We start from the raw sequence: 13,626 nt of genomic DNA on the forward strand, positions 1-13,626 counted from the left end.
GGCCGCCCGTTGTCCACTCGAGGCGAGATCGATCAGGCGGGGATGCGCAACACCTGGCCCGGGTAGATCTTGTCCGGGCTGGTCAGCATCGGCTTGTTGGCCTCGAAGATCTTCGGGTACTCGTTGGCATTGCCGTACTGGGTCTTGGCGATCGCCGACAGCGTGTCGCCGCGCACCACCGTGTACCAGCGGGATTCGTCGGCCGGCTCGGCCGTCGTCATCGCGTCGTCGACCTGGGTGACGCCCGACACGTTGCCGCAGCACAGCACGACCTTCTCGCGGGTCGCCTGGTCGGCGGCCTCGCCGGCCACCGAGACGGTGCCGGTCGCGCCGTCGAACGCCACGTCGAGGCCCTCGACCTTCAGGTTCTGCGTCTTGATGTACGCGGTGATCGCATCGGCCGCGGTCTTGTTGGCGGCATCGACGTCGGGCGCTTCGGCGGCAGCGGCGGGCTTGTGACCGAACAGCTTTTCGCCGGCTTCCTTGATGAAACTGATGATGCTCATGGGTGCTTTCCTGGTGGGTGATCGAACGGATGCGGCTTCGATCGAGAGCTTTCAGCCGCACAGCCCCGCAATGTAGCGAGGCAGTGCAAAGCCGCGCAGCACCAATGGTCGGCGGTTGTAACAGGCGCCCGCTGCACGTGCCTCAGCGTCGGTGCGGCGCCACGCGCGCGCGGAACAGTTCCGCGATGCCGACCTCCTGCGGCCCGGGAACCCATTCGAACGCCTCGCCCGCACGCAGCGTGCCGGGGTGGCGCACGTCGAGGTAGAAGCCGCACCAGCTGTTCTGCACCATCAACTTCGACGCCTGCTTGAACCCCATCGCGGCATTGAACTTGAAGCACGGGAAGCGCGGCTCGCTGACCGCCAGCTCGCAATCCGGGAAGCGCAGCACGTCGCCGACACAGACCTGGTCCTCGAGCAGCCCGGCGATCGTCAGGTTCTCGCCCAGCGCACCGGGCACCAGCGTCTCGCCCCATGCCGCGGCGCGCGCCTGGGCCCGAACCGTCTGCCAGAACGGGTAGTGCTCGCTCGGATAGGCGTAGATCGCCTTGCCGGGCCCGCCGTGCACCGACAGATCGGCCTGCTCGTCGCCCGCGAGGCCGAGCGGCCCGACCTCGACCGGGCCGGCGACGCCCCGCTTGAGGATGCCGGTCATCACCTCGCGGTCGTCGATCAGCATCGGTCGCGCGGCGGACACGTTCAGGCTCAGCAGCTGGCCGAAGCGCGAGGCAGGATGGGTCACGGTGAGCGGTACTTTCCGTGGTGTGCGGCGACCACGCGGCGACCGCGTGGCCCGGCGACCCACGCGACGAACAGCTTGCCGGCGGGGTGTCGGCTGGCGAACGCGCGCATCACGTGCACCGGCTCCGCCAGCACCGGATCGCCTTCGACCAGCACGCCGAGCGGCGCGCCACCCTGCGCGGCCCAGGCGCCGCGCTCCACGAGCGCGTAGGCACCGCGGGTGCGCGCTTGCGCGATCAGGCGCGTGGCTGGGTCGCCGCTCGCGTACCAGGGCGCCACGGGCGCAATGCCGGCACGGCGCCAGAGCGCCTGTTCGGCCAGGTGCAGGCCGGAACCGTCGGCTGCGGACAGGAAGGTCACCGCACCGGGCATGGCGAGCGCGGCGCGCTGCACCTGCGCCAGCGCGGAGGCGGCGTCGGCCGCGCCGGCGATACCGGCCGGATCCTTGTCCCTTTCCTTGGACTTACCGCGCACCAGCGGGCCGACCAGCACGAACTCCCCCGTCGCGACCGGCTGGCGGTCGTGCGCGAAGCCCTGCTGCACCAGGCGCGCTTCGGCGTCGGGGGCGTTGGTCAACGCCGCATCCAGCTCGCCGCGCTCCAGCGCGTCCAGCAACGGCCGCGCCGGACCGGCCACCGACTTCACGGCGATTCCGGTATCGATGCCGAACGCGCGGAGCAGCGCCGGCGCCAGGCCCGACTCGACCAGCGACGTGTCCACGCCCAGGCGGAACGGGTCGGCGTTCGACCGTTGCGGCTGGGCCGCCCCGGGCGCCGTGACGGCGATCCACGGCAACGACAACAGCAGGCGGCGGCGCAAGGGCATGGTCGATTATCGCCAGGCCTCGAGGCGGCATAAAGTCATACCGAAAGCGCATGACCCCCCGGGAAATGGTGGTTACCTGCCCATTACACTGGGACGACAATCCCCAAAAGGAACTGTAGAGAGCGGCGCCGGTCCGACCGATTCGGGCGCTCGTAATCGGCCCGTAACCACCGTTGCGGGGCTTGCGCCCAGCGGCATTGGGCAAGCCGGTCCGGCCCCTGCTACGGGCCGAGCGGGTTTGCCCAATCCCGCTTTTTTTGACTCCGATGACTGGACCCACGATGAACCGTCCCGCAATGGAAGGCGTGCGCCTGAACGTGCCCTCGAGCGTTCGCCACGCCCAATTGATCGAATGGGTGGCCGAAATGGCCGCGCTGACCGAAGCCGCCGACGTCTACTGGTGCGATGGCAGCAGCGCCGAGTACGACCGCCTGTGTGCGCAGCTGGTCGCCGCCGGCACGTTCAGGAAGCTCAACCCCGAGCTCCGGCCGAACAGCTACCTCGCCTGCAGCAGCCCGAGCGATGTGGCCCGGGTCGAAGACCGCACCTTCATCTGCTCCGAGAAGAAGGAGGACGCCGGCCCCACCAACAACTGGATGGCGCCCGGCGAGATGCGTGAGCTGCTGCAGACGGGCCCGAACGCGCTGTTCCGCGGCGCCATGAAGGGCCGCACGATGTATGTCGTGCCGTTCTCGATGGGTCCGCTGGGTTCACCGATCGCGCACATCGGCGTCGAGCTGTCGGACAGCGCGTACGTCGCCGTCAACATGAAGCTGATGACGCGCATGGGCGCCAAGGTGCTGGACGTGCTCGGCACCGACGGCCATTTCGTCCCTTGCATGCACACCGTCGGTGCGCCGCTGGCCGCCGGCCAGAAGGACGTGGCCTGGCCGTGCAACACGACCAAGTACATCGTCCACTACCCCGAGACGCAGGAGATCTGGAGCTACGGCTCAGGCTACGGCGGCAACGCGCTGCTCGGCAAGAAGTGCTTCGCGCTGCGGATCGCGTCGACCATGGGCCGCGAGCAGGGCTGGCTGGCCGAGCACATGCTGATCCTCGGCGTCACCTCGCCCTCGGGCAAGAAGCACCACGTCGCGGCGGCGTTCCCGAGCGCCTGCGGCAAGACCAACTTCGCGATGCTGATCCCGCCGGCCCAGCTCGGCGACTGGAAGGTCACGACGATCGGCGACGACATCGCCTGGATCAAGCCGGCGGCCGACGGCAAGCTCTACGCGATCAACCCGGAAGCCGGCTACTTCGGCGTGGCCCCGGGCACCAACGACAAGACCAACTTCAACTGCATGGCCAGCCTGAAGCGCGACGTGATCTTCACGAACGTCGCGCTGACCGACGACGGTGACGTGTGGTGGGAAGGCATGACCGACACCCCGCCGGCGCACCTGACCGACTGGCAGGGCAAGGACTGGACGCCCGCGATCGCGAAGGAGACCGGCGCCAAGGCCGCCCATCCGAACGCCCGCTTCACCGTCCCCGCCACCAACAACCCGGCGCTCGACCCGGAATGGGACAACCCGGCCGGCGTGCCGATCGACGCGTTCATCTTCGGCGGGCGCCGCTCGACGACCGTGCCGCTCGTCACCGAGGCGCGCAACTGGGTCGAGGGCGTGTACATGGCCGCGACGATGGGCTCGGAGACCACCGCCGCCGCTGCCGGCGCGCAGGGCGTCGTTCGCCGCGACCCGTTCGCGATGCTGCCGTTCATGGGCTACAACATGAGCGACTACTTCCAGCACTGGCTGGACCTCGGCCGCAAGCTCGAGGCGTCCGGCGCCCAGCTGCCCAGGATCTATTGCGTCAACTGGTTCCGCAAGGGCGCCGACGGCAAGTTCGTCTGGCCCGGCTACGGCGAGAACATGCGCGTGCTGCAATGGATGATCGGGCGTGCCGACGGCACCGCGCAGGGCGAGGAAACCGCCTTCGGCGTCACGCCGCGCTACGGCGACCTCGACTGGACCGGCCTTGACTTCACGCCGACCCAGTTCGACCAGGTGACCCACCTGGACAACGCGGCGTGGAAGACGGAACTCGGTCTGCACGCCGAGCTGTTCCAGCAACTGGCCTACCACCTGCCGACCGAGCTGATCGCCGCGAAGGCCGCGTTGGAGCGTCGCCTGGCCGCCTGACGGCGCGTCGCCTCACCAAAGCAAAGGCCGGCGATCGCCGGCCTTTTTTCAGTGTGCGTGCGCGGTGCGCCAACTCGAGAACCACGCCGCCAGCCGCACCAGCGCGCTGATCGGCCCGTTCGCCTCGTGGTCGATCGCCGGCAGGCGGCTGCGCGGTGCGAACCGCGACGTGTCGTGGCCGTCAGTCCGCATACAGGCCTTCATGGCGTGCCGCGGCGGCGTACAGGTCGGCGGCGAAGCCCGGGTCGGTCTTGGCGTAGGTCGAGGCGAGCTGGCGGACCTTCTGGGCTTCGATCGAGGCCGATTCGGCGGCACCGGCCGCAGCGGTCGGCGCCGCGGTGCGCGCGGCCGGGATCAGGTTGGTCAGCGCGGCGAGCAGGTGATGGGCGAAGCGGTTGCGTTGCACGTTCGCGTGCAGGGTGGCGGTGGTCATGGTGTGTTCCTTGCTGTATTCGATTTGAGAGGTGGTGCGCGGCGCGTCAGGCCAACGGGCCCTGGCGGGACGCGGCCCGGAGTTCCTTGGCCAGTTCAGGCTGGAGCGCCTCGCACTGGGCGGCAAAGGCGAGCAGGTGGCGCTGGGCGCGGGCGCGACCGGCAGCCTCCAGCGCGCGCCAGATGACCGCACCGGCCTGCTTGAACTGACGGCGCAGACCGGCGCCGGTCGATGCGGCGGCCGCGGCAGCGGACGTCATCGGCAGCGATGTGACAGCGGTGTTCATGCGAATTTCCCTTCTTTGCCGGGGCCGTTCTGGTCCCGATGCGCAGATACTAGGGTTAACCCGGATAATTCGCCAATCAATCTTATGAATCGCCGTTATCACGACGGCGTATGACGAATGCCCACCGCGCTGAATTTCCGAACCCTCGACCTGAACCTGCTCCGCGTGTTCGACGTCGTGATGGCCGAGCGCAACCTCACCCGCGCCGCCGAGCGCCTGTCGATCACGCAACCCGCCGTCAGCAACGCCTTGAAGCGCCTGAAGGAGTCGGTAGGTGAGGACTTGCTTACGCGCGCAGCGACCGGCGTGAAGCCGACCCCGCGGGCCGAAGCCCTCTGGCCGGAAGTCCGCACGGCGCTGGGCCACCTGCGCGCGGCGCTGGCGCCCGGCGAGTTCAACCCGCAGACCGACGCCGCCAGCTTCCGGATCGCGATGGCCGACGCGACTGCGGCGCTGTTCATGCCGCCGCTCGTGGCGCAGATCGAGTCCAGCGAGGCGCTGGCCAACGTGCGGGTGCTGCCGTTGGCCACCCGCGACCCGAGCGAGATGCTGGAGCGCGGCGATGCCGACCTGGCGATCGGTTACTTCCCCGAAACGATCGCCGCGCTGACCAGCCAGGGCAGCGATTCGCCGCTCCACCATGCGCACCTGCACGACAGCGAGTACGTCTGCGTCATGCGCGAGGACCATCCGCTCGCCGCCGGCGAGCTGACGCTGGACGCCTTCTGCGCGGCCGATCACCTGCTAGTCAACTTCGCGGGTCGCCCGTACGGCCTGGCCGACCAGGCGCTGGCGGCACTGAACCGCAAGCGCCGCATCGTCCTGACGGTGAACCAATACTTCACGGCCGGTCGCGTCGTCGCCAACAGCAACCTGCTGACCGTGCTGCCGGCCTACTTCGTCGAGGCGACGGGCTACCACGAACACGTCGTCACCCGACCGCTGCCGTTCGACCTGGCCGGCTTGCACGTGGCGATGGTCTGGCACCAGCGCAACGACCGCTCCAGTGCGCACCAGTGGCTGCGCGCTCGGTTGCTGGAAGCCGCAGCGCAGCACACCGCCAACGGTTGACGCGGCGCGCTTCTTCCCGCATGCTCCGCAAAGTGGTCTAGACCACTTTGCCTCCATGCATGGAAAGACGCGCGATGAACTCCTCCACCGATCCGAACACGCTCGCCGACGCCGCCGCGCGCGGTGCACGCTCCGCCCCTGGCCGCGTCGTGCGCGCCCCGCACGGCAGCACGCTCCATTGCAAGTCGTGGCTGACCGAGGCCGCGTTCCGCATGTTGCAGAACAATCTCGATCCGGACGTCGCGGAGCGCCCCGAAGAACTGGTCGTCTACGGCGGCATCGGCCGCGCCGCGCGCGACTGGGCCTGCTTCGACAAGATCCTCGATTGCCTGCGCGTGCTGGAAGACGATGAATCGCTGCTGATCCAGTCCGGCAAACCGGTCGGCGTGTTCAAGACCCATGCCGACGCGCCGCGCGTGCTGCTGGCCAATTCCAACCTGGTGCCGAAGTGGGCCACGTGGGAGCACTTCCACGAGCTCGACCGCCAGGGCCTGTTCATGTACGGCCAGATGACGGCCGGCTCGTGGATCTACATCGGCACCCAGGGCATCGTGCAGGGCACCTACGAAACCTTTGCCGAGGCCGCGCGCCAGCACTACGGCGGCAGCCTGGCCGGCAAATGGATTCTCACCGCCGGGCTCGGCGGCATGGGCGGCGCCCAGCCGCTGGCCGCGACCTTCGCCGGAGCGGTTTCGCTGAACATCGAGTGCCAGCAGGCCAGCATCGACTTCCGGCTGCGCACCCGCTACGTCGACGAGCAGGCGACCGACCTCGACGACGCGCTGGCCCGCATCGCGAAATACACCGCCGAAAAGAAGGCGGTCTCGATCGCGCTGCTCGGCAACGCAGCGCGCATCGTGCCGGCGCTGGCCGAGCACTTCAAGAACGGCGGCTCGAACCGGCCGGCGCTGGTGACCGACCAGACCTCGGCCCACGACCTGATCCACGGCTACCTGCCGGCCGGCTGGTCGGTCGAGCAGTGGCAGGCGGCACAGGCAGACTCCTCGCAACACGCGACGCTGAAGGCCGCGGCTGCAAAGAGCTGCGCCGAGCATGTCAAGGCGATGCTGCAGTTCCAGGCGATGGGCGTGCCCACCGTCGACTACGGCAACAACATCCGCCAGGTCGCGTTCGACGAAGGCGTGAAGAACGCGTTCGACTTCCCCGGTTTCGTGCCCGCGTACATCCGCCCGTTGTTCTGCGAGGGCAAGGGGCCGTTCCGCTGGGTCGCGCTCTCGGGCGACCCGGAGGACATCCGCAAGACCGATCGCAAGATCAAGGAGCTGTTCCCGCACAACGCCCACGTGCACCGCTGGCTCGACATGGCGGGCGAGCGCATCGCGTTCCAGGGGCTGCCCTCCCGGATCTGCTGGCTGGCGCTGGGCGAGCGGCACCTGGCCGGGCTGGCGTTCAACGAGATGGTGCGCACCGGTGAACTGAAGGCGCCGATCGTGATCGGCCGCGACCACCTCGACACCGGGTCGGTCGCCAGCCCCAACCGCGAGACCGAAAGCATGCGCGACGGCACCGACGCCGTCTCCGACTGGCCGCTGCTCAACGCGTTGCTCAACTGCGCCGGCGGCGCGACCTGGGTCTCGATCCACCACGGCGGCGGGGTCGGCATGGGCTACTCGCAGCATGCCGGCATGGTGATCGTCGCCGACGGCAGCGAGGCTGCGGCGAAACGGCTGGCGCGCGTGCTCGTCAACGACAGCGGCTCGGGCGTGATGCGCCATGCCGATGCCGGTTACGAACTGGCGATCCGGACCGCGCGCGAGCAGCACCTGGACCTGCCGATGCTCGCGACGTGAGCGCCGCGCCGCAGCGCTTCGACCTGCGCGAGATCGCGCCGCAACCGTGGAAGAACGGCGCCGGCGTGACGCGCGAAATCGCGTTCGGCGGCGCCAGCGCCGGCGACTTCGACTGGCGGCTCAGTGTCGCCGAGGTCGCGCGCGATGCGCCGTTCTCGGCCTTCCCCGGGATCGATCGCTGCATCGTGCTGCTGCGCGGTGCCGGCATGCGGCTGCGCTCGCCGGACGGCACGCTCGATCACGCGCTGACCGTGCCGCTCGACCCGTTCCGCTTCAGCGGTGACGTGGCGCTCGACGCGACGCTCGTCGATGGGCCCTGCCGCGACTTCAACGTGATGACGCGCCGCGGCGCGTGGCGAGCCGAGGTCAGCGTGCAGCGCGGCCAGGGTCTGTTGTCACCCGCCGACGTGACGATGGTGATGTGCGTGGACGGCAACTGGACCGTCGATGGCGTGACGCTCGAGCCGATGCAGGGACTCCTGCTCGCCATCCCTCCGGCAGCGGGGTGGGGCGAAGGCGCCTCGCTGCTGGCGGTTCGACTCCTCGAAGACCGATCTCCATGAAGAACATGCTGCACGCCGAACACGCGTTGCTGCCCGGCGGCTGGGCGCGCGACGTGCTGCTGTGCTGGGACGCCGCGGGCATGTTGACCGGCGTGACCGTGGGCGCCGCGCCGGCACCCGACACCGTGCGCGCGAACGGCCCGGTCCTGCCCGGCATGCCCAACCTGCACTCGCACGCCTTCCAGCGCGCGTTCGCCGGTCTCTCGGAATTCCGCGGCGCAGACCGCGCCGACGACAGCTTCTGGACCTGGCGCGCGCTGATGTACCGCTTCGCCCGCGACCTCGGCCCCGACCAGCTCGAGGTCATCGCAACCCAGCTCTACATCGAGATGCTGCGCGCCGGCTACACCACGGTGTGCGAATTCCACTACCTGCACCACGCACCCGACGGCCAGCGCTACGCCGAGGCGGCCGAGATGTCGATGCGGCTGCTGGCGGCCGCCGAGCGGGCCGGCATCGGCATCACGCTGCTGCCGGTGCTGTACCAGGACGCCGGCTTCGGCGGACAACCGCCCAGGCCCGAGCAGCGGCGCTACCTGAACAGCGTCGACGCGCTGCTCGACCTCGTGCAGCGTGGCCGCGCGCACGGGGCGCGCGTCGGCGTGGCGCCGCACTCGCTGCGGGCGGTCGGACCGCAGGCACTGCGTGAGCTGCTCGCGGGCCTGCAGTCGATCGACCCGCGCGCGCCGATCCATCTCCACATCGCCGAGCAGCAGCAGGAGGTCGACGATTGCCTGACCTGGAGCGGGCAGCGCCCGATTGCATGGTTGCTCGCGAACGCATCGGTCGATGAACGCTGGTGCCTCGTTCACGCGACCCATCTCGACGCCACCGAACGCAGCGCGCTGGCGGCGAGTGGCGCCGTCGCCGGGCTGTGCCCGACGACCGAGGCGAACCTGGGGGACGGCGTGTTCCCGGCCGCCGCCTTCCTCGGCGCCGGCGGCGCCTGGGGCATCGGCTCGGACAGCCACATCAGCGTCGACGCCGCCGAAGAGCTGCGCCTGCTCGAGTACACGCAGCGGCTCGCGCAGCAACGCCGCAACGTGCTGGTCGGTGACGGTCGGCACGACGACGCGGCCCCGCGCCAGGTCGCCGATCACCTGTGGCTCGGCGCCGTCGCCGGCGGCGCACAAGCCAGCGGTCGCGCGGTCCGCGGCCTGGCGGTCGACCAGCAGGCCGATTTCGTCGTGCTCGATGGCAGCGGCCTGCTGGGCGGCCTGGGGCCGGCGCAGGCTCTCGCCAGCCACGTGTTCGCGAACAGTGGCCGCAGCGCGGTTCGCGACGTGTTCGTCGGCGGCGTGCAGCGCGTTCGCGATGGCGAGCACGCGCTGCAGGGCGTCGCCTGCCGGCAGTTCGTCGCCACGCGCAGCGCGCTGCTGCAGGAGGATTGAGCCGCCATGTCCACACCCGAGTTCGACCTGCTGATCCGCAACGTCCGCATCGTCGCGTGCGACGACGACGCCGGTGCGGCGTCGCCGCCTTCCTTCGTCGCGATCTCGAACGGCCAGATCGCGGCGCTCGGTCCCAGCGAAACGCTCGCCCCGGGCGCGACCGCGAAAGCCGAACTCGACGGCGCCGGCGCGCTGCTGACGCCAGGGCTGATCGACTGCCACACCCACCTCGTGCACGCCGGCAACCGCGCGCGCGAGTTCGAGATGCGGCTGTCCGGTGCGAGCTACGAGGAGGTCGCGCGGGCGGGCGGCGGCATCGTCTCGACAGTGCGCCAGACCCGCGCCGCCAGCGCGGACGACCTGTTCGCGGCCTCGGCACGCCGGCTGATCGAGCTGATGCGCCACGGCGTCACCACGGTCGAGATCAAGTCCGGCTACGGCCTGTCGCTGGCCGACGAGGTGAAGATGCTGCAGGTCGCGCGCGCGCTCGGCCAGCGATACCCGATCGACGTGCGCACGACGCTGCTCGCCGCGCACGCGATCCCGCCCGAGTTCGCCGGCCGCGCCGACGCCTACGTCGACGCGATCGTCACGCAGATCATCCCCGAGGCCGCGCGCCTCGGGCTGGCCGACGCCGTCGACGCGTTCTGCGAGCACATCGCGTTCACACCGGCGCAGACGCGGCGGGTGTTCGAGGCGGCGCGCGCGCACGGGCTGCCGGTCAAGCTGCATGCCGAGCAGCTGTCGAACCAGGGCGGCGCGGCGCTGGCCGCCGAGTTCGGCGCGCTGTCGGCCGACCACCTGGAGCACGTCGACGAGAGCGGCGTGCGGGCGATGGCGCAGGCCGGCACCGTCGCGGTGCTGCTGCCCGGGGCCTACTACTTCCTGCGCGACACGCAGCCGCCGCCGATCGCGCTGTTCCGCCAGCATCGCGTGCCGATGGCGATCGCCACCGACTGCAACCCGGGCACGAGTCCCGGCACGCACCTGCCGCTGATGCTGAACATGGCCTGCACGCTGTTCCGGATGACGCCATCCGAGGCGCTGCTCGGCGTCACGCGTCACGCCGCGCAGGCGCTGGGGCTGGCGCACAGCCGCGGCCGCATCGCGCCCGGCCTGCGTGCCGACCTGTGCCTGTGGGACGTCGACCAGCCCGCCGAGCTGGCCTACGCGATCGGCTCAAGCCCCTTGCGCGCGCGCCTGCAGAACGGCGTCCAGCATCCGCTGTAGCAGCGGCTGCACCTGTGCCGCCAGGTCGGGGCGGTAGTCGAACGGCGCCGTCTCGTTCATGTAGGTCGACTGGCACATTTCCAGCTGCAGCGCGTGCACGCCCGTGTCCGGCTGCCCGTAGTGGCGCGTGATGTAGCCGCCCTTGAAGCGACCGTTGCTGACCTGGGTGAACTGCGCCTGTCCGGCCATCGCCGCTTCGGCCGCCGCCTGCACGGCGGGCGCGCAACTGGTCCCGTTGGCGGTTCCCAGGTTCAGGTCCGGCAGCTTGCCGTCGAAGAAGCGCGGCAGCACGCTCGCGATCGAGTGCGCGTCCCACAGCACGACGCTGCCATGCAGTCCCCGCAGACGCGTCAGTTCGGCGCGCAGCGCATCGTGGTACGGCTGCCAGTAGGTCGCACGGCGCTGCTCGACTTCGCCGGGTGTCGGCGCCTCGCCGGGGCGGTACAGCGGCTCCTTGCGAAAGGTGTCCAGCGGCAGCAGGCCGGTCACGTCCTGACCCGGGTAGAGGCTCTCGTCCTTCGGCGGGCGGTTCAGGTCGACCACGTGGCGCGCGAAACGCGCCACCAGCGTGCTCGCGCCCAGCGCCCGCACGAACGCGTACAGCTGCGGCAGATGCCAGTCGACATCGGCGCGCTGCAGCGCCTGCGGGGTCATGCGCGCGGCAAGCGCGTTCGGGATGTCGGTGCCCGCGTGCGGGAACGAGACCAGCAGCGGCGCGGTGCCGGGCGTCAGCGTGAACATTGTCGAAAGTGGTCTAGACCGGTTGGAACCCGAGTGTAGACTGCGCGGCACGCGGCTTGCATCCGGGCTGCGCACCACCTCACATCCTCACGGGAGTCACGATGAGTCCAGTTCGCCGCCTCGCCAAGCTCACTTCGCTCGCCGCTGCGCTCGGCGCCGCCTTGCTCGCCGCATCGGCCTCGGCCCAGGACACCAAGGTCGCCATCGCGATCTCCGGCTGGACCGGCTTCGCGCCGCTCACGCTGGCCAAGGAAGCCGGCCTGTTCCAGAAGCAGGGCCTGGACGTGACGATCAAGAAGATCCCGCAGAAGGACCGCCACCTCGCGATCGCCTCGGGCGACGTGCAGTGCGCCGCGACCACCGTCGAGACCTGGATCGGCTGGAACGCCAGCGGCGTCGCGACCACTCAGATCTTCCAGCTCGACAAGAGCTACGGTGCCGACGGCCTGGTCGTCAAGCCCGGCATCGCCAGGGTCGCCGACCTGAAGGGCAAGACGGTCGCCGCGTCGGCCCCGGGTACCGCACCGTACTTCGGCCTGGCCTGGATCCTGAAGAAGAACGGCCTGTCGATGAAGGACGTGAAGGTGCTGACGCTCGAGCCGCAACCCGTCGCCAACGCGATGATCGCCGGCACGACCGACTTCGACGGCGGCATGACCTACGAACCCTATCTGTCCGCCGTCCGCGCCAAGCCCGAGGCCGGCAAGATCATCGCGACCACGCTCGACTACCCGATGGTGATGGACACCTTCGGCTGCTCGCCGAAGTTCCTGAAGGAGAACCCGAAGGCCGCGAAGGCGCTGGCCGACGGCTACTTCGCCGCGCTCGACATGATCAAGTCCGATCCGAAGAAGTCCTACGAGATCATGGGTGCGGACGTGAAGCAGAGCGGCGAAGCGTTCGAGAAGTCGGCCGCCTACCTGCGCTGGCAGGACAAGGCCGCGAACCAGAAGTTCTTCGCCGGCGAGCACGCGCAATTCACGAAGGAAGCGGCCGACCTGCTGCTCGAGATCGGCACGATCAAGGCGATCCCCGACCTGAAGGCGCTGGCCGACACCAGCTTCATCAAGTAAGCCTGCGCCGACGATCTTGAAGCCGCTGCGCGAGATCAGCCCGGGGCGCCGCAACGCCCTCGGCCTGGCCTTCTTCGTCCTGTTCTTCGTCGCGTGGGGGATCGCGACGCTGGGCGGCTTCGTCCCGAAGACCTTCCTGGCCGACCCGATCGCGATGCTGCGTTCCGGCTGGGTGCTGCTGACCGAGCAGGGCTTCGCGAAGGACATCGGCTTCACGATCTGGCGCGTGCTCGGCGGCTTCGTGCTGGCCGCAATCGTCGCGGTGCCGCTGGGCGTGGCGATGGGCGCGTACAAGCCGGTCGAAGCGTTCTTCGAGCCGTTCGTCTCGTTCGCCCGCTACCTGCCGGCCTCGGCCTTCATCCCGCTGCTGATCCTGTGGGCCGGCATCGGCGAGGCGCAGAAGCTGGCGCTGATCTTCATCGGCTCGTTCTTCCAGCTGGTGCTGATGATCGCGCTGCAGGTCGGCGGCACCCGGCGCGACCTGGTCGAGGCGGCGTACACGCTGGGTGCGAGCGATGTCGGCATCGTCCGCAGCGTGCTGATCCCCGCCGCGGCGCCGCAGATCGCGGAGACGCTGCGGCTCGTGCTCGGCTGGGCCTGGACCTACGTGATCGTCGCCGAGCTGATCGGCGCGTCGAACGGGATCGGGCACATGATCACCGACAGCCAGGCGTTGCTCGCAACCGACCAGATCATCTTCGGGATCATCACGATCGGGGCGATCGGGCTGGTGTCGGACGTGCTGTTCAAGCGTCTGAATCGGAGGATGTTCGGATGGGCATCGATCTGATGGGCGAGTTCGGCGCGT

General features: G+C 69.7%; 15 protein-coding genes. 8 read left to right on the forward strand and 7 right to left on the reverse strand.

Annotated elements, in window-relative coordinates:
• Positions 1-32: 32 nt before the first annotated feature.
• The 3 genes from lysM to ASC76_RS21270 form a co-directional block, all read right to left on the reverse strand.
• Positions 33-506 (reverse strand): peptidoglycan-binding protein LysM, encoded by a 474-nt coding sequence (gene lysM / locus ASC76_RS21260; RefSeq protein WP_056471538.1) that lies wholly within the window; start codon positions 504-506, stop codon positions 33-35.
• A 142-nt stretch (positions 507-648) separates the two neighbouring features.
• Positions 649-1,185, reverse strand: coding sequence for an MOSC domain-containing protein (locus tag ASC76_RS21265; protein WP_056472136.1), 537 nt, complete (start codon positions 1,183-1,185; stop codon positions 649-651).
• Between the two features lie 59 nt (positions 1,186-1,244).
• Complete coding sequence (locus ASC76_RS21270) at positions 1,245-2,072, reverse strand: substrate-binding domain-containing protein (RefSeq protein ID WP_056471541.1); 828 nt, start codon at positions 2,070-2,072, stop codon at positions 1,245-1,247.
• Positions 2,073-2,353: 281 nt separating this feature from the next.
• Between ASC76_RS21270 and ASC76_RS21275 the strand changes: the two genes are divergently transcribed.
• Positions 2,354-4,219 (forward strand): phosphoenolpyruvate carboxykinase (GTP), encoded by a 1,866-nt coding sequence (locus ASC76_RS21275; protein WP_056471544.1) that lies wholly within the window; start codon positions 2,354-2,356, stop codon positions 4,217-4,219.
• 48 nt (positions 4,220-4,267) lie between these two features.
• On the opposite strand, the gene ASC76_RS25585 is transcribed toward ASC76_RS21275, so the two are convergent.
• From ASC76_RS25585 to ASC76_RS21285, 3 genes are read right to left on the reverse strand one after another with little or no spacing between them, the layout of a single operon-like run.
• Positions 4,268-4,411 carry a hypothetical protein gene (locus tag ASC76_RS25585; RefSeq protein ID WP_157615947.1) on the reverse strand — a complete coding sequence of 48 codons (144 nt, stop codon included), beginning with the start codon at positions 4,409-4,411 and terminating at the stop codon, positions 4,268-4,270.
• Positions 4,401-4,652 carry a hypothetical protein gene (locus ASC76_RS21280; RefSeq protein ID WP_056471547.1) on the reverse strand — a complete coding sequence of 84 codons (252 nt, stop codon included), beginning with the start codon at positions 4,650-4,652 and terminating at the stop codon, positions 4,401-4,403. The genes ASC76_RS25585 and ASC76_RS21280 overlap by 11 nt, the downstream gene beginning before the upstream one ends.
• 46 nt (positions 4,653-4,698) lie before the next feature.
• Positions 4,699-4,938, reverse strand: a complete 240-nt coding sequence (locus tag ASC76_RS21285) for a hypothetical protein (RefSeq protein ID WP_056471550.1) — start codon at positions 4,936-4,938, stop codon at positions 4,699-4,701.
• Between the two features lie 117 nt (positions 4,939-5,055).
• Here ASC76_RS21285 and ASC76_RS21290 point away from each other — a divergent pair, with 117 nt between their 5' ends.
• The 5 genes from ASC76_RS21290 (at position 5,056) to hutI (ending at position 11,004) form a co-directional block, all read left to right on the forward strand.
• Complete coding sequence (locus tag ASC76_RS21290; protein WP_056471553.1) at positions 5,056-6,009, forward strand: LysR family transcriptional regulator; 954 nt, start codon at positions 5,056-5,058, stop codon at positions 6,007-6,009.
• 74 nt (positions 6,010-6,083) lie between these two features.
• The gene (hutU, locus tag ASC76_RS21295) at positions 6,084-7,820 is read left to right on the forward strand and encodes a urocanate hydratase (RefSeq protein ID WP_056471556.1); all 1,737 of its coding nucleotides are present in this window, start codon (positions 6,084-6,086) and stop codon (positions 7,818-7,820) included.
• Positions 7,817-8,383 carry a HutD family protein gene (locus ASC76_RS21300; protein ID WP_056471558.1) on the forward strand — a complete coding sequence of 189 codons (567 nt, stop codon included), beginning with the start codon at positions 7,817-7,819 and terminating at the stop codon, positions 8,381-8,383. Before hutU ends, ASC76_RS21300 begins: the two co-directional genes overlap by 4 nt.
• Complete coding sequence (locus ASC76_RS21305) at positions 8,380-9,774, forward strand: formimidoylglutamate deiminase (protein WP_056471562.1); 1,395 nt, start codon at positions 8,380-8,382, stop codon at positions 9,772-9,774. The genes ASC76_RS21300 and ASC76_RS21305 overlap by 4 nt, the downstream gene beginning before the upstream one ends.
• A gap of 6 nt (positions 9,775-9,780) precedes the next feature.
• Positions 9,781-11,004, forward strand: a complete 1,224-nt coding sequence (hutI, locus tag ASC76_RS21310) for an imidazolonepropionase (protein ID WP_056471566.1) — start codon at positions 9,781-9,783, stop codon at positions 11,002-11,004.
• On the opposite strand, the gene hutG is transcribed toward hutI, so the two are convergent.
• Positions 10,954-11,745, reverse strand: a complete 792-nt coding sequence (gene hutG, locus ASC76_RS21315; protein ID WP_056471569.1) for an N-formylglutamate deformylase — start codon at positions 11,743-11,745, stop codon at positions 10,954-10,956. The genes hutI and hutG overlap by 51 nt on opposite strands.
• A gap of 101 nt (positions 11,746-11,846) precedes the next feature.
• On the opposite strand from hutG, the gene ASC76_RS21320 reads away from it, so the two are divergent.
• Together ASC76_RS21320 and ASC76_RS21325 are read left to right on the forward strand one after the other, a co-directional pair.
• Positions 11,847-12,818, forward strand: a complete 972-nt coding sequence (locus tag ASC76_RS21320) for an ABC transporter substrate-binding protein (RefSeq protein ID WP_056471572.1) — start codon at positions 11,847-11,849, stop codon at positions 12,816-12,818.
• Between the two features lie 13 nt (positions 12,819-12,831).
• Positions 12,832-13,608 (forward strand): ABC transporter permease, encoded by a 777-nt coding sequence (locus ASC76_RS21325; protein ID WP_371262166.1) that lies wholly within the window; start codon positions 12,832-12,834, stop codon positions 13,606-13,608.
• The last annotated feature ends 18 nt before the right edge of the window (positions 13,609-13,626 follow it).

The sequence above is a fragment of the Rhizobacter sp. Root404 genome, assembly GCF_001425865.1.
Lineage (GTDB): Bacteria > Pseudomonadota > Gammaproteobacteria > Burkholderiales > Burkholderiaceae_C > LMDS01.